Raw genomic sequence first — 18,170 nt, forward strand, 5'->3', positions numbered from 1 at the left:
CCCGCCGGCGATTGAGGCGCGGGGTCCGGGGCAGAGCCCCGCGACCGCAACCCCGCTTCTCCTCAATCGCCGGCGGGGCTTGTTTTTGCTTCCGTTATGTACACTCGTACACATGGGATATGTGCTGCTGGGCGGCGCCATAGTCGCCGAGGTGGGGGCCACCACCGCCATGAAGTACAGCGAGGGGTTCAGCCGGCTCTGGCCCTCGCTGCTCACCGTCGCCGGCTACCTCGTCGCGTTCGCGCTGCTCGCGCAGACGCTGAAGACCGTGCAGATCGGCACCGCCTACGCGATCTGGGCGGGCACCGGCACGGCGATCATCGCCGCGATCGGCATGCTGTTCCTGGGCGAGGGCCTGACGCTCGCCAAGGTCGGCGGGATCGTCCTCGTCATCGGCGGCGTCGTGCTGCTCAATCTGGGCGGGGCGCACTGATGGCCACGCGCCGCTACGATCCCGAGCGCCGCCAGCGGATCATCGACGCCGCGATCCGGGTCGTCGGGTCGAAGGGGATCGGCGGGCTCAGCCACCGGTCCGTCGCCCGCGAGGCCGATGTGCCGCTCGGCTCGACCACGTACCACTTCAAGACGCTCGACGAGCTGATGGTGGCCGCGCTGCGGCAGGCCAACGAGGGCTTCGCGAAGGTCCTCGCGGGGCACCACGCCATCGAGGACCCGGACAGCGATCTGCCCGCCGAGTTGGCCGCGGTGCTCGGCGAGTGGCTGGCGGGGGACCGGGACGGCGTGGAGCTGGAGTACGAGCTGTATCTGGCCGCACTGCGCAGGCCGGCGCTGCGGCCCGTCGCCGCCGAGTGGTGCGAGGAGCTCGCGGAGGTCGTCTCCCGGCGCACCGACCCGGTCACCGCGCGGGCGCTGGTCGCGCTGATGGACGGGATCTCGCTCCAAGTGCTGCTGACGGGCGGCGAGTACGACGCCGGGTACACGCGGCAGATGCTGGCGCGGCTGATCCCCTGAGCGCGGCGGCGCCCGGCTGGTGAGATGGGGGTGGGCACCGGTTGGCCTCCACGGGCCCGCGCCGATTAGGTTTGGCCCCATGACCGACACCACACCCTCCCCTGCAGGTCCTCGCTCCACCGGCGCCGTCGCCGCCGGTCTCGCCACCATCACGACCGACGGCACCGTGCTCGACACCTGGTTCCCGAAGCCCGAGCTCGTCGCCGAGGCCGGTCCGGCCGGGACCGAGAAGCTCTCCGCCGAGAAGGCCGTCGAGCTGCTCGGCGAGGGCGCGGCGAAGGCGATCGGCAGCGACGCCCGTCGTGGCGTGGAGATCGTGGCCGTCCGCACGGTCATCGGGTCCCTCGACGACAAGCCGTTCGACGCGCACGACGGCTACCTGCGCCTGCACCTGCTCTCCCACCGCCTGGTGAAGCCGCACGGCCAGAACCTGGACGGCCTGTTCGGCCTCCTCACCAACGTGGCCTGGACCTCGCTCGGCCCGGTCGCCGTCGACAACCTGGAGACGGCCCGGCTGAACGCGCGCGCCGAGGGCCTGAACCTCCAGGTGACCTCCGTGGACAAGTTCCCGCGCATGACGGACTACGTCGCCCCCAAGGGCGTGCGCATCGCCGACGCGGACCGCGTCCGCCTGGGCGCGCACCTCGCCGAGGGCACCACGGTCATGCACGAGGGCTTCGTGAACTTCAACGCCGGCACGCTCGGTACGTCGATGGTCGAGGGCCGCATCTCCGCGGGCGTCGTCGTCGGCGACGGCTCCGACATCGGCGGCGGCGCCTCCACCATGGGCACGCTCTCCGGCGGCGGCAACGTCCGTATCGTCATCGGCGAGCGCTGCCTCGTCGGCGCCGAGGCGGGCGTGGGCATCGCGCTCGGCGACGAGTGCGTCGTCGAGGCGGGCCTGTACGTCACGGCGGGCACCCGCGTCACGATGCCCGACGGCCAGGTCGTCAAGGCCCGCGAACTCTCCGGCGCCTCCAACATCCTCTTCCGCCGCAACTCGGTGACCGGCACGGTCGAGGCCCGCCCGAACAACGCGGTGTGGGGCGGCCTCAACGAGGTGCTGCACAGCCACAACTGACCTGCGTCGGCCGGTACAGGCGAGCGCCCTCCCGTGGCTCACGGGAGGGCGCTCGTGTGTCCGCGGAGGGTGTCAGGCGGTCCGGCCGACGCGGCGGCCGCGCAGGGCCTCCAGGGCCGCGCCGAGCGCCAGGGACTGGAGAAGGGCGCTCACGGCGATGCCGGTGGCGAGCAGCCACGTGGGCGCGTCCGTGCCACCGACCGCGCCGATGATCCCCATCGCGAGCAGGGACGTCGGGGCGGTGAAGAAGAAGGGCCAGACCCCGACGAAGCCCGGGTCGGAGGACGTCAGTACGACGACGCCGGTGAACAGGACGGACGCGCCGACGAGGCCGAGGTAGATCGCCGAAGCCGGGTTGGTGACGGTCAGGCGAAGAAGCGTGCGGGCATTCATGGGTCGTCTCCCCGTGGGTGGTGGTGCCGTTCTTCTCCCATGGTCACGCGGGGTGGGCGCCGCCGTCATGAGTATCCGTACCTGAGTTCGTCCACTCAGGGAGACCGCCGACGGCAGCGGTCCGGAGGACTTTCGGTTCGTGCCCGACGGTGACCTCGTGGGCGGGAAGAAGGAGATCGCCGTCGCCGTGAACGACGCGCGGACCGGCGAACTCGTCGACAGGCTGCCCGCGCAGCAACTGCTCGCGATGGCAAGGGCGAGTTCCGAAGCCAGTTGCTGCTGGTGACGGTCGGCAGCGACAAGGTCGTCCAGCTGAGCGACTTCCTCAAAGCGTCGGTCGACTGTCCGGGGCGCTGGTCGCCCCTGTTCACGACGCGCTGAGCAGCTTGTCGAGCGCCACTCGCAGCCCGTCGGTCGCTTCCTGGCCGGCGGGTCGCAGGGGTGCGCGGACCGGGTTGCCGAGGAGCGCCTTCACGGTGACCGTGCCCGGCAGACCCGCGTTCATCATCAACTGGGTGAGAGGGATGGTGAGTTGCTGGCGGCGCGCGGCCTCCGCCGTGTCGCCCGCGTCGTACGCGTCGATGACGGCGCGGAAGGCGGCGGGCGCCACGTTCGAGACCGTCGAGACGTAGCCCGCGCCGCCCAGTGCGTACAGCGCCAGGACGTACTCGTCGCAGCCCGTGTAGTACGCCAAGTTCGTTTTGGACATGACCCGTTGGGTGCCGAGAAGGTCGTACGCGCAGTCCTTCACGGCGACGATCCGGGGGTGGGCCGCGAGCCGGATCATCGTCTCCGGCTCGATGCGGGTGCCGGTGCGGCCGGGGATGTCGTACAGCATCAGGGGGAGGCCCGTGGCGTCGGCGACCGTGCGGAAGTGTGCCTCGATTGCGTCCTGCGGTGGGCGGCTGTAGTACGGGGTGACCACCAACAGGCCTTCGGCGCCCGCCTGTTGGGCCTGGCGGGCGAGGTCGACGGTGTGGCGGGTATCGGACGTGCCGATGCCGGCGACGACCTTCGCGCGGCCGTCGACCGCCTCGCGCGCCGCCCGTACGAGGTCGGCCTTCTCCGCGTCCGTCGTCGTCGGCGACTCTCCGGTCGTGCCGGAGAGGACGAGACCTTCGCAGCCTTCGGTGACCAGCTGGTCGGCCAGCTTCTGGGCGGCGGCGAGGTCGAGCGCGCCCGTACGTGTGAAGGGCGTGACCATGGCGCACAGGGCGCGGTTGAAGGGGGAGGGGCGTGGGGTTGCGTCGGTCATGAGGGGAGTGTCGGCCCGGGCGCTGTGTAGCTCCACTTAATTCTGCTACGAGGTGGTGCGAAGCACTGCTGAAGTGTTGAGGCGGAATCCGGGCAACAGGGCTGGAGTGTGCCGCTTTGCGCCAGGTTTGGCTGAGATGTGCACTTCAGGTGGCGCGGCGGGAACCCGATGAACCGCAGTGAAGATGCTGGTCAGTTCGCGAGGTGCGTGTGGTGCGAGAGATGGTGATGGCGCTTGCCGCGCCCGCGGTGATGTGTGCGAGTGGGGTCTACGCGGCGTGCGCCGTGTGGTGGCGGCGCAGGCACCCGGCGCCCGCGCCCTGGTCGCAGGCCGGGCTGCGGCTCGCGGGGGAGCGGGCGGTCGCCGTGGCCGAGGCCGTGGTGGCCGACGAGCATGCCCTGCTCGTGCAGGACGCCGACCGGACCGGTGCCAAATCGGGTCGTATGCGCCACCATGAGAGGCCGGTGACCGGCAACCGGGTCGCCGAAGGCCGTTCAGGGGAGGCGCCATGAGGCTGGGCAGGGCACTCGCCACCGGAATCGCCGAAGAAACGCCGCGGACGACCGAGCGGCCCGAGCGGCCCGAGCGGACCGAGCGGACCGAAGTGGACGGCAATGCACGGGAGTTGACGCCCGAGACCGCCGTGCGCGCCGAGGCCGTACCGGAGCCCGCCGAGGTCCCGGCCGCGCGATGAGGCTGCGGCTCCCTCAGGAGCGCCCGGCGGAGCCGCCCACCGGTTACAAGATCGCCCACCCCGTGCTCGCCGCGGACGGTGGGAGCGCCGGTTTCCTGGGTGTCTCGCTCGGTGCCGCCGCGCCCTACAAGGTGCTCGACGAGGCGCGCTGCGTATACGGGCGACGGCACCGCGCGCCGCACCGGCGCTGCGACTGCGGATTCCACTGCGTACACGAACGCCGGTGCGCGGAAGGGCTGTTGGTGCAGGCCGAGCATCGCAGGGCGGTACTGATCGAGGTGTCCGTCCTCGGGCCCTACATCCGGTTCGAGCGCGGGTTCCGCTACGGACGTCAGCGGGTGCGCGCCGCCACCGTCGGGCCGTGTCCGTGCGGCACCGAGGCGGCCGTGCTCGCCGACGCGGGGTGGGGGTGCGACGGCCGGCTGGTGCTGGAGGCGGCGTGCGCCGGGTGCGTCGAAGGGGAGGGGAGCGCAGCGACTTCCGCAGAAGGGTGGCGGCGGGCGACGGGTGGGCGGCCGCGCTGGACCCTGGAGGCGTTCGCCCGGATCGCGGGTGACGGGCTGCGGGTGCGCGCCGCACCGGGGGTGGGGCCGCGGGGGCCCGCCCCACAGATGCCCGAACCGGCCGCGGAAGCGGCACTGCTCCAGGCGCGACTCGACTGGTTCCAGGGGCAGTTGGCGCGCCTGGGGCGGGCGATGGGAAGTGGTGGGTAGTCGAGCGGGGGCGGGCTCGGCCGACCTGTGGGACCGTGAGTTCATGCGACGGATTCGGCGGTCATGAGCGGGGCCCGTGACGGCGGAAAGCCGTTCGAGATCCCGCGCGAGTTCGAGGTCGGCGTCGGCCCCCAGCAGGTGTGGGACGCCGTCACCAAGGGGTCCGGCGGCTGGCTGTGGCCCATGGAGTACGAGCCCAAGGAGGGCGGCGAGGGCCCCTTCCACTCCGTACTGACCGTGTGGGACCCGCCGCGCCGGCTCACCGTCCGCTCCGACGACCCGGCCGCCCTGCCGCCCGGACAGCCGCTCAATCAGCTCGACTGGACCATCGAGCCGCGCGACGGCGGCGCCCGGTCCCGGGTCCGCTACGTCCACAGCGGCGTCTTCACCGAGAACTGGGACGACCTCTTCGACGGCGCCGACAAGCACACCGACTTCTACCTGCACACGCTGCGCCAGTACGTGACGCACTTCGCGGGCCGCCCGATCGCCTTCGCCACGCTCGACGGGCCCGGCACCTCCGCGAACCGCGAGGCGCTCACCGCCGTCGGCCGCGCGCTCGGCCTGCCCTCCGACGCGACGGAGGGCGCGCGGGTCCGCGTCCAGGGCCCGGCCGGGCAGACCCTGGACGCCGTGCTCGACTACCGCGACGCCCATTTCCTCGGGCTGCGCACCGAGGACGCCCTGTACCGCTTCTTCGGGCGCGGCCACTGGGGCGCGCCCGTCGGCGTCAGCGTCCACGACTTCGCACAGGACGCGGACGCCGCGCGGAACGAGGGCGAGTGGGGCGACTGGCTGGCGCACGTCTTCGCGTAGCCCCTGGAGCCGGGCGGTTCTAGGGACGGAAGCGCAGTACCTGCGGGTCGTGATCGCTGATCTGGTCGTGGAACTCGCTGTTGATGTGCACGCTGTCGTACGCGAACGCGTCCTTGGCCCTGATCGACGGACTGATCAGGATCTGGTCGAGGACCTGGCTGTTGCCCTGGTAGTCATACGTATAACGCTCGTGCTTCGGCAGGGACTTGATCGCCGACCAGAGCGCGCCGCCGGCCTCCAGGCGCTGGGCCGTGCCGGAGAACTCGAAGTCGTTGATGTCGCCGAGTGCGATCACGTCCGCGTCCGGCTGCGCCTTCAGGATGTCGTTGGCGAAGGTGTTCACCACCGTCGCCTGTGCGTGCCGCTGCGTCTCCGAGGAGCGCGCGGGCGGCTGGTACTGGGAGGTCAGGCCCTGGTCGCCGCCCTTGGACGCGAAGTGGTTGGCGATCACGAAGACCGGCTTGCCGCGGAACGTGAACTCGCCGGCCAGCGGCTTGCGGCTGTTCGCCCACGCGGCGTCTCCGGGCGCCACGCGGCCGGGTGACGCGGTGAGCGCCGCCCGGCCGTTCTCGCTGGTCACGCCCACGGGTGTGGTGGCGTCGCCGCCAGGGCGGCCGGTGAAGGACACGCGGTCCGGGTTGAACAGGAAGACCTGGCGGATGTTGCCGCCCGGCTCGCCACCGTCCTTGTTGTTCTCCGGGTCGACCGAACGCCAGTCGTAGCGGGGGCCGCCCGCGGCGGCGATCGCGTCGATCAGCTTGCGCATCGTCGCGTCCGCGGCGACCGTCCCGTCGTTCTTCGCGCCGTTGTTGTCCTGGATCTCCTCCAGGGACACGATGTCGGGCGAGCGCAGACGGTCGACGATCGCGGCGGCGTGCGCGTCGAAGGTGGCGTCGGACGGGTCGAGGTTCTCCACGTTGTACGTCGCCACGGCCAGCTCGCCCGGCTTCTGCGCGCGGGTCGTCTCGGGCTGAAGTGCGGACTGCTTCATGACCCCCAACTCCCGTGCCACCAGCGTGTATCCACCGTACTGGTTGAAGTCGAGCGGGCCCTCGGTGGCGCCGGACAGGACGTCACCGACGTCGGCCGCGGGGAAGTCCGCGAGCGCGCCGAGCGACTGGATCTGCAGGCGCCCGCCGTTCTGGTCCGCGTACGAGCCGTAGCGGGTGCCGCCGTGCTTCGTGCGGTTCTCGTGCGGCTTCACGGTGACCCACAGCTCGCCGTACGCGTCGGACGCGGTGACGACCCGCGAGGAGCCGACGCGCACGTTCTGGCCCTCGAGCGACTCGTAGTAGTCGAGGGCGTACGCGCGCGGGTGCAGGGGCAGCTTGTTGACCGAGCCTTTCGCCGCCGGGTCGCCCTGTGGCGCGTACGCGCGCGGGACCGACTTGTCGCTGATCGTGGTGACCGGCACCCGGTTGCCCGAGGAGTTCACGGTCACGGTCGGCTTCGTCAGCTCGGTGAGCGACTGGTTGCCGGACGAGGCGCCGCCGGGCACGTACTCGGAGACCGTCGCGGAGACGGTGACGGAGTCCCCGACCCGCACGGTGGGAGTGGAACTCGTGAAGACGAAGACGCCCTCGCTGGTGGCCGGGTCGGCGTCCGGCTCGGTGTCCTGGAACCAGAAGCCGCGGGACGAGCCGTACGTTCTGACGCCCGTCACCACCCCCGTCACGCCGGTGACCTGCTGTCCGGCGAGCGGGGATATGCGGGTGGCGCCCTGGATGTCGTGGATGGCGACGTCGGCGGCCGCGGCCGGGTGGGCGGGGAGCGTGGCGAGGGTGCCGGACACCGCCGCGCAGGCGACGGACAGCGCGGCGAGGCGCGACCGGGACAGCACGTACTTGCTCGGCTTCATGTTCGACTCCTAGTCGGGAGAGGCGTGCGACGCCTTCTACGCGCGTCAATTTCCGTCCTGCGCCCACGAGTTGTCAAGGTTTCGGGGATGTCGGGGACATGAGGAGAAGCCGACCGGTCCGTGAACCCGGCAGCATGGGTGTAAATCCGTCTAGGCTGGGCGGTCGCAACGCAACGTAGGCCCCCTGCACGTCCCCCTAGGAGAACCAGCCGATGTCAGACAGCTCCCCCCTGCCGCCGGTGCGGCTGCCCGCCGAAGCGGAGCTGGCGCGGGACGCCCTTGCCACCCCCCTGCTGTCCCGCGCGGTGAAGCTCGCCCGCTGGGCCGGTCCCGAGACCCGGGTCGGCGCGGGCGGTGAACTCGTCGAGGAGCAGCTGCCCGCCGCCGCGGCCGAGCTGGGGCTCACCGAGACCATCGACGAGGCCGACAGTGCCGCGTACGCGAGCGAGGCCTGGCGCATCGCCGTCGACACGGGCCTCGTGGAGGTCGTCGACGAGGAAGAGGGCACCGTCACGGTCGGCGAGGAGCTCGGCACGCTCACCTCCGGCGGCCCCTCCGACGTGCTCACGGTGTGGCTGGGCGCGCTCGACACCGTGCTCGCCGACGCGAGCGTGCCCGACCTCGACGACCTGGTCGGCGCCATCGAGGAGGGCGGCGACATCGACTTCTCGCAGCTCGACTGGGACCCCGAGGCGGAGTCCGAGTTCCTGGAGGGCGTGCTCGGCAACCTCTACCTGCTGACCGTCAGCGAGGGCGGAGCGGGCGAGGAGGCCGTGCCGCTGCCCGCGCTCGCCGCGTCGATGATCGTGCCCGACGACATGGGCCAGCCGACGGACGACGTGCTGGAGCAGGTGTCCGACGCGATGATGCGGCTCGACGACCAGTTCCGGATGCTCGACCCGATCGGCCTGGTGGAGTTCCAGCCGGTCGACGAGGCGCTCATGGCCGACGCCGACGAGCCGGTCGCCGAGCCGGTCGACGACTCCGACGTCTCCCGCTACGGGATGGTGCGGCTCACCCCGCTCGGCCTGTACGGGGTCCGGGCCCGGATGCTCGACGCGGGACTGGACGCGCCGGCCGTCGGCGACCTCGCCGACAAGGGTGCCGACGCGCTGCTCGACGGCACCACCGGGTTCCCCGAGGCCGCCGCGCAGGTCGAGATCGAGCAGTGGCTCGCGCGGCGCGAACCGCTGGCCGCGGCGCGGGAGTTGTTGGGTGCGGCGCGTGGCGGCGACGAGTGGGCGCCGCTGCGGCGACTGCGGTGCCAGCAGGCGCTTTCGTTGGTCGGTGGGGAGGCGGAGCCGGCGCTGCGTGAGGTGCTCGACGATGCGGAGCTTGGGGGGCTTGCGCGGGTGTGGCTGGCCGAGCACGGGTTTGCGGATGTACCGGCGCCGTCGCAGGACCTGGTGTTCTGGTTGACCGTCGACACGATCGCCGCGCAGCTTTCCATCGAGGGGAACTCGGAGGAGTTGCAGGCGTTGGTGGAGGGGCTTGCGGCGCAGCACGGGGGGTTTTTCGCGGCGGCGTGGCGGGTGGAACATCCCGCTACCGCGGATGTGTTGGAGGCGATGGGGCGGTTGCATCCCGATAAGAAGGTGGCGAAGGAGGCGCGGAAGGCGGCGTTCAAGGCGCGGTCCGCCGGCGGGAGTTGAGGGTGCGCGGCGCCGTGGTTGCGGTCGCGGGGCTCTGCCCCGGACCCCGCGCCTCAATCGCCGGCGGGGCTTGATTTGTGCGCATTCGCCGCCGAAGAGGCATGAATGTGCGCCTCGGCGGCGAGGAGGCACGAATGGTGCGCCTCGCCGCCGAGACTTGATCTACTCAGCCGCCGCTGATGGTGCGCGCGGGACTAGCAGAGATACCGCGTCGTGTGTTTGAAGGATGAGGACGCGCCGTCGAAGCCGTATGTGCCGCGGTAGGACGGTGGGTTCTGGAATTCGCCTATCAGCGTGATCGTGGAGGCGCACGAACCCTGGCCCGACCGTTTCGCGTCCAGGCGGATGGTGTCGCCGATGAAGCCGCCCGTGATGTCCCACGGGGCTCCGCAGATGCCCGACGTGATCTGGCCGCCGGTCACCACGAACGGGTGCGTGTTCGGGTTTATCTTCGCGGTGATGGCGAAGGTGACCGAACCGTTGTTCAACTCCAGCTTGCAGTCGACCGTCAGCGCCTCCGCCGACACCTCGCGCTGCGTGGCGAACGCCTCGTCGCGGGTCTTGACCTCCGCACCCTGCGGGTTGTGGAAGCGGTGTTCCGAGCGGCTCTGGTTCTTGCCCTTGCGTGCCTGAGTGGTCATGGCGTTTCCGTCACCTCCTATGCCAGTTGCTCAGCGATCTCGACGCGCAGCAGGGTGCGCACGTTCTCGATGTGGTTCTCGACCGTGACCGTCGTCGACCCGGCGAAGAGCAGGCCGACCGCCACGTTGTCGTAGGACGTCACGAGCGAACCGGAGTCCCCGCCCGCGGACATGTTGGTGGTGAGGATCTGGTCCTTGAAGCGGGCCGTGCCCGCCGTGCCGTAGTTGACGTCGATAGTGGCGTCGACCGAGACGATCCGGCCGAAGGACACGTTCGTCGTACGGCCCGTCTTCTTCACCAGGTCGCCGACCGCGACGTTCGCCTTGCGGCGCCAGGCGCGCGGCGGTCCGCTGAAGTACTGGTCCCGCGTGGCGTCCTGGAACTGGACCTCGGCGAGCGCGCAGTCGACCACGTTGTTCTGCCGGTCGAGCGGCGTCTGCGGGGCGAACTGGATGGTGATGAAGCGGGACAGCGTGGCGATGCGGTCCGCGGGGTCCGTGCCGCCGTCGAACCGGCCGGGCTGCACGATGGCGCTGCCCAGCTGGGCCCGGTTGGAGTCGGCGAGGACGTGGTTGTTGGAGAGGATGTAGAACTTCGCCGGGGTGCCGAGGCCAGGCCCCGGCGGGTCCACCGTGGCGCCCGGCAGGAAGTCGTAGACCACGCTGCCGAGGGTGCCCGCGGTGATGGCGACGTTGCCGACCGAGAAGCCGGAGGGGCAAGGGCGCATCCGGCGTACGAGCTGCTGCGGCTCGAAGCCCTGGAGCCCGCCGAGCTCTTCGAGCAGTGGCTGGCCGTGGCCGGAGAACTGCTGGGCGATACCGCCGTCGGGGCCGTACGTGACCTCTTCGGAGCGGGCTCCGGAGGGGCGGCTCTGCCGGCGGTGGGCGGAGATATGGCCGACGGCCACGATGTCGGTCGGGGTGCCGTCGTCCATCTGACGCGGAATCACATCCCGTTCCGGCAGCAGGGATTCGGGTACTTTCTGGGTCACGAAGACGAGGACGGCCTCCTCGCCCGTCGGCTCGCCGTTCGACCATTTCACGCCGTGGCCGAAGCCGACCACATTGGCAAGGGGCGCCTCGCGCCGCAGGAAATCACTGGTCGCTTGCTGCCGGGAGCTGTCGCTGAGCTGCCCTCCGGCGGGTCCGCGCATCAATTCGGGCTGGCGCACGCCAGACCACCTCTATTCCCCTGACTTGCCGCTGAAGTGCGGGGGACCCCTCACCGCTCGTCGTTTTGGGCGTGCACGTCGCCGATCGCGAGCACACGCACCGGTACCCCGTCGAGCGCTTCGGGGACGACGTCCTCCGCACGGAGCCGGTCGCGGGGCACTTTGCGGGTCACGAAGACGACGATGACGTCCTCGCCCGAGTGTTCGTCCTTCCCGGTCCCGACTCCGGTGACATTGGCCAGCCTCATCAGCCGGCTCTCATGGAGGGCGCGTGCCTGGCGTACGTCCACGGCCCGCACCTCCGAACTGTCTTCTGCCGCCTGTCTATTGCCGCACGGCAGACCGGTCAAGGTGTACCGCGCGAAATACGGAGACGTCACGTACGCAGGTACGAGGCGCCGTTCAGGTCGAGGACGGTGCCGGAGGCCCACTGCGCGGCCGGTGAGGCGAGCCACAGGACGGCATCGGCGATCTCCTCGGCCGACGCCACGCGGCCGAACGGGCTCTGCGCGCGCACCTCGTCGGTCAGCCGGTGCGCCACCCGCTCCGTCTCGATGAAGCCGGGCGCCACCGACGCCACCCCGATCCCGTGCGGCGCGAGCGCCACCGCGAGGGACTGGCCGAGCGCGTGCACGGCCGCCTTCGTCGCCCCGTACGCCGGGTGGTCGGGCTCGCCCTTGAAGGCGCCGCGCGAGCCGATGTTGACGATCCGGCCCGCCGTGCCCTGCCCGATCATGCGCCGCGCGGCGAGGTGGCTGAGGTTCGCGGTGCCGAGCAGATTGACGGAGACGTGGCTCTGCCACAGCCGGGCCCACTCCTCGTACGAGGTGGTGGCCGGCGGATGCGGCAGGTTCACGGCCGCGTTGTTGACCAGGACGTCGAGGCCGCCGAGGCCGTCCGCCGCCCGCTCGGCGACGGACTGCGCGCCCTCGGGGTCGGAGATGTCGCCGCCGACGAGGACGTGCCCGTCACCCGTGAGCGAGTCGAGCGTGGCCCGCGCCTCGTCCTCCCGCGAGCCGTAGTGCACCGCCACCCGGTCGCCGTTCGTCGCGAAGGCGCGGGCGAGCGCCCGGCCGAGGCCCCGCGAGGCCCCGGAGACGAGGACCCGGCGGCCGGAGGGCGGAAGATTCACGGAATTCACGGATGTCACGGCAGTGGGCCCCTCGACGTCGGACGGTGTTCAACCGCCGTTTATACGCGAGCGAGAACGTATGGCCGAAAACAGGGCCCGTTCACTCTCATCGATCACCACGGGAGACAGCCACCATGTCGCTCACTCGCAGGGACTTCACCAGACGATCCGCGGCCACCGGCGCGGGCATCGCGCTCGCCGGGTCCGTCGGCTCCCTGGCCACCGCGCCGAACGCCCTCGCGGCCACCGACGACGGGGGCGTCGACGTACTCAAGGGCAAGGACAAGGGCAAGGGCGGGGGAGTCGGCTACGGTCCGCTGATCGACGACCCCGACGGCATCCTCGCGCTGCCCGAGGGCTTCTCGTACACGGTCATCACGTACTGCGGGAAGACCAAGCTGGAGTCCGGTGAGTTCACGCCCTCCAACCACGACGGCACCGCCACCTTCGCGGGCCCGCGCGGCGCCACGCTGCTCGTCAACAACCATGAGCTGGCGGGCGCCCGTGCCGACTGGCCGCACCCGGTGCCGCTGACCGAGGGCCTCGTCTACGACCCGATGGCGGCCGGCGGCTGCACCGTCGTGGAGGTCCGCAGGGGCGGCGAGGTCGCCGAGTGGGTCGGCATCGCCGGCACGGCCACCAACTGCGCGGGCGGGCACACCCCGTGGAACACCTGGCTGACCTGCGAGGAGACCGAGGACAAGGCCGGCAAGTACGGCTTCACCAAGGACCACGGCTACGTCTTCGAGGTCGACCCGGTCGACCATCCCCAAGCTCTCAACTCCGTTCGAGCAGGGGAGACCCCATTCGCCAACAGGTCCCCGAAGCCCATCAAGGCCTTCGGCCGCTACGCGCACGAGGCCGTCGTCATCGACCCCAAGCGCGGCCACGCCTATCTCACCGAGGACGCCTCGGGCCCCAACGGCCTGCTCTACCGCTGGGTTCCGCCGAAGGGCTTCGAGCACGGCCGCGGCAAGCTGCGCACCCTCGCCGACGACGCGGGCGTGCTGCAGGCGACCCGGTGCTTCGACTCGGGCGGCCGCTTCGTCGACGACCTGTCCCGCGCCACGAAGATCGGCACGACGTACGGCGTGGACTGGGTCGACGTCCCCGACCGCGACGCCAAGTCGGTCTCCACGCGCAAGCAGTTCAAGGACGGCGAGATCACCCGCGCCCGCAAGCTCGAGGGCATGTGGTGGGGTGACGGCGGCGCCTACGTCGTCTCCTCGTTCGCCCGCGAGGAGAGCCCCGTCGCGCACGACGGCCAGGTCTGGTTCTACGACCCCAAGCGCCGCACGCTGACGCTGAAGGTGCTGCTCGGCGTGAACCCGGACCCGTCGAAGGACGGCGCCCTCGACGGCCCGGACAACATCACCGTCTCCCCGTACGGCGGTCTGGTCATCTCCGAGGACGGCGAGGGCATCCAGCACCTGTTCGGGGCGACCGAGCGGGGCCGTACGTACCCGATCGCGCGCAACGACCTGAACATCGGGACCGCGGCGGAGCCGGAGTACAGCGAGATGACGGGCGTGACGTTCTCGCCCGACGGCTCGACCCTCTACGCGAACATCCAGAACCCCGGCATCATGCTGGCGATCAAGGGCCCCTGGAAGCGCCAGAAATAACGGGAGTCACTGGAGCGGGTCCACCGGCGGCGCCTCGCGTTCCGCGGCGATCCGGTGGACCCGCCCCCGCACCGCGTACCAGCCGATCGTCAGGCACACCGCGATCGGGATCAGCATCAGCACCGTGTTGCGGCCCGCACCGTCCTTGTCGAACCACATCATCACGATCACGGCGAGCAGGAACGCGATCGTGGTCAGCTCGATCCACGGCGAGGCCCACAGCCGGAACGCGGGCCGGTGCACGACGCCCTCCCGCGCCCGCCGCACGAACACCAGGTGACAGAGCATGATCATGACCCAGGTGGAGATGACGCCGAGCGAGGAGACGTTCGTGACGATGGCGAACGCGTCGTCCGGCAGCCACGCGTTGAGCGCGACCCCGAACATCGCCACCGTCGCCGTCAGCAGGATCCCGCCGTACGGGACATGGCTGCCGCTCATCCGGGCCGTGAAGGACGGGGCCGAGCCCGCCATCGACATCGAGCGCAGGATGCGGCCCGTGGTGTAGAGCCCCGAGTTGAGCGAGGACATGGCGGCGGTCAGCACCACCAGGTTCATGATCCCGCCCGCCGACGGCACCCCGATCTTCGACAGGACCGTCACGAACGGGCTCTCGTTCGCCGAGTACGCCGTCCAGGGCAGCAGCAGTGTCAGCATCACGACCGAGCCGACGTAGAAGATGCCGACACGCCACATGATCGAGTTCACGGCCTTCGGCACGACCTTCTCCGGCTCCGCGGTCTCGCCGGCCGTCACGCCGACCATCTCGACCGCCGCGTACGCGAAGACCACGGTCTGGGTGATGAGGACGACCGGCAGCACGCCCAGCGGGAAGAATCCGCCGTTGTCGCTGATGAGCGAGACACCCGGGTCGTAGGTCCCGTCCACCGGCTTCCCTGTCACCAGGAAGAAGATCCCGATCAGCAGGAACAGCACCAGGGCCGCCACCTTCACGATGGCGAACCAGAACTCCATCTCACCGAAGCTCTTCACGGAGATGAGGTTGATGGTCAGCACGATCGCGAGGGCGACCGCGGCCAGCGCCCACTGCGGGATCGTCGTGAACATCGACCAGTAGTGCACGTACAGGGCGACGGCGGTGATGTCGGCCATCCCGGCCGATGACCAGTTCAGTACGTACATCCAGCCGGCCACGAACGCGCCCCGCTCGCCGAGGAATTCGCGCGCGTAGCTGACGAAGGAGCCGGAGGACGGCCGGTGGACGACCAGTTCGCCCAGCGCCCGCACCACGAAGAAGGCGAACATGCCGCAGATCGCGTAGGCGAACGCGAGGGCGGGTCCCGCCTTCGCGAGGTTGCCGCCCGCACCGAGGAAGAGCCCCGTGCCGATCGCCCCACCGATCGCGATCATGCTGATGTGGCGGGGCTTGAGGCTCTTGCTGTACCCGAGGTCACCGGCGTCGGCGACCCCTTCGGCGGTGATCGGGTCGTCCAGGTGGGGGTCTTCACCCGCCGGTCCGGTTCGGTGGCCTTTGTGCATGTTCACGTCGGGCACTCTCGCAAATTAACCGCCCGGCGTCGCAGCTACGCGCCGCAGGCGTGCGGGGCCGAGAAAAGTCCCCCGCAAAATCGCCGGGTAAGGGAACGGTAAAGCGGGGTCGGTCGTTACCCCAGGCATGACCGCAATGACTCCCGGCTCGAACATCCCGCTCACCGTGCAGCGCGTGGCGGTTGACGTCACGGCGCCCGTGCGGCTCGACGTATCGGGCCTGCTGCTCACCGCCGACGGCAAGGTGCGCTCGGACGACGACTTCATCTTCTACAACCAGCCCTCGGGGCCCGGTGTGACGTACACGTCGGGGGGCGGCACCGCGCCGGACTCCATCACGGTGGACACGTCCGCCGTGCCGCCGGGCATCGAGAAGATCGTCGTCACCGCGAGCCCGGACGCCGCGGGCCAGTCGTTCCAGGGCGTCGAGCCGACGGCCACGATCCGCGGCGCGGACGACGGCTCGGTCCTCGCCACGTTCACCCCGCCGCAGCTCGGTGCGGAGACGGCGCTGGTGGTCATGGAGGTGTACCTGAGGAACGGCGCGTGGAAGGCGCGCGCGGTGGGCCAGGGGTATGCGAACGGTCTGGCGGGTATCGCCACGGACTTCGGCGTGTCGGTGGAGGAGCCGGCGGCCCCCGCGGCACCCGCCGCCGCCCCGGCCCCGCAGGCCGCGCCCGCCCCGCCGGTGGCCGCGATGCCCGCGCCGACGACGCCGCCGGTGGACCCGCGGACGGCCCCGCCCCCGCCGGTCGCCGCGCCTGCCGCGGCCGCGCCCGCGTCTGCCCCGGCGCCCGGCTCCGGGAAGATCAACCTCGACAAGGGCCGCGTCTCCCTCCAGAAGAACCAGACGGTGTCCCTGGTCAAGGGCGGCAAGCCGCTGCTCTCGCAGATCAAGATGGGCCTCGGCTGGGAGCCCGCCTACCGCGGCAAGGACATCGACCTGGACGCGTCGGTCATCGCGTACGGGCCGCAGCGCAACCACGTCGACAGCTGCTACTTCGGCAAGCTCTCGATCGTGGGCGGCGCGATCAAGCACTCCGGCGACAACCTCACGGGCGAGGGCGGTGGTGACGACGAGGTGATCGTCGTGGACCTGGGCCGCATCCCGCAGGAGGTCACGGGCCTGGTCTTCACGGTGAACTCGTTCACGGGACAGAAGTTCACCGAGGTCGCCAAGGCGTACTGCCGCCTCGTCGACGCGGCGACGGACGAGGAGCTGGTCCGCTTCGACCTCACGAACGCCGAGGCGCAGACGGGCGTGATGATGGCGAAGCTGATCAAGCAGTTCTCCGGCGAGTGGGAGATGACGGCGATCGGCGAGTTCGTGAAGTCACGGACGGTGCGCGGAATGGTGAAGCCCGCGGCGAAGGCGCTGTAGGGACGCGGCGACGGTTGTGAACAGCAACTGTTCACTCGGATGGCGGCACTCGGCGTATCCGGCCGGGCCGTGCCCCGTGCCCCTCCATGGGGCCGAAACGGCCCGTTCACCAGGCGTAACGGCTACACCGAGTGAAGCCCCTTGTTGCGAACTTTCCCGGTACGGCGCGCGATGGACCTGAGGCACATGGCCCAAGCGGCGGCCACCAGCCGCCTCCATGTCCCGAAGGGAGTGATCACGCATGACGCAGAGCGAGATCAACAACCCCGATGCCCTTGTGGGGCTCACCGCCTATGACCGCACTGGGGAGAAGATCGGCAGCGTCGAGCGGGTCTACCTCGATGACAGGACAGGCAACGCCGACTGGGTGACGGTCAAGACGGGCCTCTTCGGCATGAAGGAGACCTTCGTGCCGCTCAGGGGTGCCACGCACGACAGCGAGCGGCTCAACGTGCGGTACACCAAGGAAGCGGTCAAGGACGCGCCGCGGGTCGACGCCGACCAGCACCTCGACGAGTCCGAGAAGAGCGAGCTGTACACGCACTACGGCATGACGCGCCCCTCGACGGGCGCGGCCGACACCCAGCCCCAGCGACCGGCCCAGGCCGACACGGGGCGGATGGGGGCGGCGGGCACGGCCGGCACGGCGGGTGCCGCGGGCGCGGCCGGTGCCATGGGCGCCGGAGCCGGCGCACGTTCGGACGCCGGGCGGCACGCGGGTGCCGGCGCACGGGAACCTGCCATGCGCTCCGGAGCCGGCGCGGACGGCGACCGCAAGGCCGACGAGATGATCCGCTCCGAGGAGCGCCTGCGTGTGGGCGTCGAGGAGCAGGAAGTCGGCCACGCGCACCTGCGCAAGACCGTGGAGACGGAGAACGTCACCACGTCGGTGCCCGTGTCCCACGAAGAGGTCCGCGTCGTGCGCGAACCGATCCGTGAGGGCGACGGCGGGAAGGCCACCATCGGCGAGGGCGAGACCGAGGTGACGCTGCACGCGGAGCGTGCGGTCGTCCGGAAGGAGACCGTTCCGGTCGAGCGCGTCCGCCTTGAGACCGAGAAGGTCACGGAGACGAAGGAGGTCTCCGACACCGTCCGCAAGGAGAAGATCGAGTTCGACGAGCCGAAGGACGACGGCATGCCCGGTGAGGGTCGGGGCCGTCGCGGGCCGCGCCACTGACCGCAGCACACAGCAGTGGGGGCCCCCCCGGGCGGCCGGCCCCCCCAGCGGTGTGGGGCGGCCCCCACACCCAATTACGGGCCCCCCCCCCGGCGGAAA

The 18,170-nt window shown here is 70.8% G+C and carries 20 protein-coding genes; 12 read left to right on the forward strand and 8 right to left on the reverse strand.

Features of this window, described 5'->3' with window-relative positions:
* Positions 1-112 precede the first annotated feature (112 nt).
* The 3 genes from ABT004_RS31585 (at position 113) to dapD (ending at position 2,053) form a co-directional block, all read left to right on the forward strand.
* The gene (locus ABT004_RS31585; RefSeq protein ID WP_351343481.1) at positions 113-433 is read left to right on the forward strand and encodes a DMT family transporter; all 321 of its coding nucleotides are present in this window, start codon (positions 113-115) and stop codon (positions 431-433) included.
* Positions 433-972, forward strand: coding sequence for a TetR/AcrR family transcriptional regulator (locus ABT004_RS31590; protein WP_351343483.1), 540 nt, complete (start codon positions 433-435; stop codon positions 970-972). Before ABT004_RS31585 ends, ABT004_RS31590 begins: the two co-directional genes overlap by 1 nt.
* Before the next feature lie 79 nt (positions 973-1,051).
* Positions 1,052-2,053, forward strand: coding sequence for a 2,3,4,5-tetrahydropyridine-2,6-dicarboxylate N-succinyltransferase (gene dapD / locus ABT004_RS31595; protein WP_351343485.1), 1,002 nt, complete (start codon positions 1,052-1,054; stop codon positions 2,051-2,053).
* Between the two features lie 72 nt (positions 2,054-2,125).
* On the opposite strand, the gene ABT004_RS31600 is transcribed toward dapD, so the two are convergent.
* Positions 2,126-2,446 carry an SCO4225 family membrane protein gene (locus ABT004_RS31600; protein ID WP_351343487.1) on the reverse strand — a complete coding sequence of 107 codons (321 nt, stop codon included), beginning with the start codon at positions 2,444-2,446 and terminating at the stop codon, positions 2,126-2,128.
* A 139-nt stretch (positions 2,447-2,585) separates the two neighbouring features.
* On the opposite strand from ABT004_RS31600, the gene ABT004_RS31605 reads away from it, so the two are divergent.
* Positions 2,586-2,732, forward strand: coding sequence for a hypothetical protein (locus ABT004_RS31605; RefSeq protein WP_351343489.1), 147 nt, complete (start codon positions 2,586-2,588; stop codon positions 2,730-2,732).
* A gap of 81 nt (positions 2,733-2,813) precedes the next feature.
* On the opposite strand, the gene dapA is transcribed toward ABT004_RS31605, so the two are convergent.
* Positions 2,814-3,701, reverse strand: coding sequence for a 4-hydroxy-tetrahydrodipicolinate synthase (gene dapA / locus ABT004_RS31610; RefSeq protein ID WP_351343490.1), 888 nt, complete (start codon positions 3,699-3,701; stop codon positions 2,814-2,816).
* Positions 3,702-3,913: 212 nt separating this feature from the next.
* Here dapA and ABT004_RS31615 point away from each other — a divergent pair, with 212 nt between their 5' ends.
* From ABT004_RS31615 to ABT004_RS31630, 4 genes are all read left to right on the forward strand, one after another.
* Positions 3,914-4,213, forward strand: a complete 300-nt coding sequence (locus ABT004_RS31615; protein WP_351343492.1) for a hypothetical protein — start codon at positions 3,914-3,916, stop codon at positions 4,211-4,213.
* Positions 4,210-4,395 carry a hypothetical protein gene (locus ABT004_RS31620; protein WP_351343494.1) on the forward strand — a complete coding sequence of 62 codons (186 nt, stop codon included), beginning with the start codon at positions 4,210-4,212 and terminating at the stop codon, positions 4,393-4,395. Before ABT004_RS31615 ends, ABT004_RS31620 begins: the two co-directional genes overlap by 4 nt.
* A complete protein-coding gene (locus ABT004_RS31625; RefSeq protein WP_351343496.1) occupies positions 4,392-5,108 on the forward strand; it encodes a hypothetical protein in 717 nt (238 codons plus the stop codon). The genes ABT004_RS31620 and ABT004_RS31625 overlap by 4 nt, the downstream gene beginning before the upstream one ends.
* 63 nt (positions 5,109-5,171) lie before the next feature.
* Positions 5,172-5,924: an SRPBCC family protein gene (locus tag ABT004_RS31630; RefSeq protein WP_351343498.1), complete on the forward strand. Its 753-nt coding sequence runs from the start codon at positions 5,172-5,174 to the stop codon at positions 5,922-5,924.
* A gap of 19 nt (positions 5,925-5,943) precedes the next feature.
* Here ABT004_RS31630 and ABT004_RS31635 read toward each other — a convergent pair whose 3' ends face one another.
* Positions 5,944-7,782, reverse strand: a complete 1,839-nt coding sequence (locus ABT004_RS31635) for a DUF8508 domain-containing protein (RefSeq protein ID WP_351343501.1) — start codon at positions 7,780-7,782, stop codon at positions 5,944-5,946.
* Positions 7,783-7,994: 212 nt separating this feature from the next.
* On the opposite strand from ABT004_RS31635, the gene ABT004_RS31640 reads away from it, so the two are divergent.
* Positions 7,995-9,434, forward strand: a complete 1,440-nt coding sequence (locus ABT004_RS31640; RefSeq protein ID WP_351343504.1) for a hypothetical protein — start codon at positions 7,995-7,997, stop codon at positions 9,432-9,434.
* A gap of 194 nt (positions 9,435-9,628) precedes the next feature.
* Here ABT004_RS31640 and ABT004_RS31645 read toward each other — a convergent pair whose 3' ends face one another.
* From ABT004_RS31645 to ABT004_RS31660, 4 genes are all read right to left on the reverse strand, one after another.
* Positions 9,629-10,075 carry a hypothetical protein gene (locus ABT004_RS31645; protein WP_351343507.1) on the reverse strand — a complete coding sequence of 149 codons (447 nt, stop codon included), beginning with the start codon at positions 10,073-10,075 and terminating at the stop codon, positions 9,629-9,631.
* A gap of 17 nt (positions 10,076-10,092) precedes the next feature.
* Positions 10,093-11,247, reverse strand: coding sequence for a chymotrypsin family serine protease (locus tag ABT004_RS31650; protein ID WP_351343510.1), 1,155 nt, complete (start codon positions 11,245-11,247; stop codon positions 10,093-10,095).
* Positions 11,248-11,297: 50 nt separating this feature from the next.
* A complete protein-coding gene (locus ABT004_RS31655) occupies positions 11,298-11,537 on the reverse strand; it encodes a hypothetical protein (protein ID WP_351343513.1) in 240 nt (79 codons plus the stop codon).
* Between the two features lie 86 nt (positions 11,538-11,623).
* On the reverse strand, positions 11,624-12,379 hold the full coding sequence (locus tag ABT004_RS31660) for an SDR family NAD(P)-dependent oxidoreductase (RefSeq protein ID WP_351343521.1): 756 nt from the start codon (positions 12,377-12,379) through the stop codon (positions 11,624-11,626).
* A gap of 134 nt (positions 12,380-12,513) precedes the next feature.
* On the opposite strand from ABT004_RS31660, the gene ABT004_RS31665 reads away from it, so the two are divergent.
* The gene (locus ABT004_RS31665) at positions 12,514-14,004 is read left to right on the forward strand and encodes an alkaline phosphatase PhoX (RefSeq protein ID WP_351343516.1); all 1,491 of its coding nucleotides are present in this window, start codon (positions 12,514-12,516) and stop codon (positions 14,002-14,004) included.
* A 6-nt stretch (positions 14,005-14,010) separates the two neighbouring features.
* Here ABT004_RS31665 and ABT004_RS31670 read toward each other — a convergent pair whose 3' ends face one another.
* A complete protein-coding gene (locus ABT004_RS31670; protein WP_351343524.1) occupies positions 14,011-15,504 on the reverse strand; it encodes an amino acid permease in 1,494 nt (497 codons plus the stop codon).
* A gap of 145 nt (positions 15,505-15,649) precedes the next feature.
* Here ABT004_RS31670 and ABT004_RS31675 point away from each other — a divergent pair, with 145 nt between their 5' ends.
* Positions 15,650-16,894, forward strand: coding sequence for a TerD family protein (locus tag ABT004_RS31675; RefSeq protein WP_351343527.1), 1,245 nt, complete (start codon positions 15,650-15,652; stop codon positions 16,892-16,894).
* Between the two features lie 241 nt (positions 16,895-17,135).
* Positions 17,136-18,071 (forward strand): PRC and DUF2382 domain-containing protein, encoded by a 936-nt coding sequence (locus ABT004_RS31680; RefSeq protein WP_351343518.1) that lies wholly within the window; start codon positions 17,136-17,138, stop codon positions 18,069-18,071.
* The last annotated feature ends 99 nt before the right edge of the window (positions 18,072-18,170 follow it).

It is taken from the genome of Streptomyces sp. NPDC002790 (assembly GCF_040295505.1).
Taxonomy (GTDB): Bacteria; Actinomycetota; Actinomycetes; order Streptomycetales; family Streptomycetaceae; genus Streptomyces.

Bases quoted from the DNA above. Each gene is read 5' to 3' on its own strand.
- ABT004_RS31665 (WP_351343516.1), top strand. From the start codon at position 12,514: ATGTCGCTCACTCGCAGGGACTTCACCAGACGATCCGCGGCCACCGGC.
- dapD (WP_351343485.1), top strand. From the start codon at position 1,052: ATGACCGACACCACACCCTCCCCTGCAGGTCCTCGCTCCACCGGCGCC.
- ABT004_RS31625 (WP_351343496.1), top strand. From the start codon at position 4,392: ATGAGGCTGCGGCTCCCTCAGGAGCGCCCGGCGGAGCCGCCCACCGGT.
- ABT004_RS31600 (WP_351343487.1), bottom strand. From the start codon at position 2,446: ATGAATGCCCGCACGCTTCTTCGCCTGACCGTCACCAACCCGGCTTCG.
- ABT004_RS31635 (WP_351343501.1), bottom strand. From the start codon at position 7,782: ATGAAGCCGAGCAAGTACGTGCTGTCCCGGTCGCGCCTCGCCGCGCTG.
- ABT004_RS31640 (WP_351343504.1), top strand. From the start codon at position 7,995: ATGTCAGACAGCTCCCCCCTGCCGCCGGTGCGGCTGCCCGCCGAAGCG.
- dapA (WP_351343490.1), bottom strand. From the start codon at position 3,701: ATGACCGACGCAACCCCACGCCCCTCCCCCTTCAACCGCGCCCTGTGC.
- ABT004_RS31675 (WP_351343527.1), top strand. From the start codon at position 15,650: ATGACTCCCGGCTCGAACATCCCGCTCACCGTGCAGCGCGTGGCGGTT.
- ABT004_RS31585 (WP_351343481.1), top strand. From the start codon at position 113: ATGGGATATGTGCTGCTGGGCGGCGCCATAGTCGCCGAGGTGGGGGCC.
- ABT004_RS31645 (WP_351343507.1), bottom strand. From the start codon at position 10,075: ATGACCACTCAGGCACGCAAGGGCAAGAACCAGAGCCGCTCGGAACAC.
- ABT004_RS31590 (WP_351343483.1), top strand. From the start codon at position 433: ATGGCCACGCGCCGCTACGATCCCGAGCGCCGCCAGCGGATCATCGAC.
- ABT004_RS31630 (WP_351343498.1), top strand. From the start codon at position 5,172: ATGAGCGGGGCCCGTGACGGCGGAAAGCCGTTCGAGATCCCGCGCGAG.
- ABT004_RS31620 (WP_351343494.1), top strand. From the start codon at position 4,210: ATGAGGCTGGGCAGGGCACTCGCCACCGGAATCGCCGAAGAAACGCCG.
- ABT004_RS31680 (WP_351343518.1), top strand. From the start codon at position 17,136: ATGACGCAGAGCGAGATCAACAACCCCGATGCCCTTGTGGGGCTCACC.
- ABT004_RS31670 (WP_351343524.1), bottom strand. From the start codon at position 15,504: ATGCACAAAGGCCACCGAACCGGACCGGCGGGTGAAGACCCCCACCTG.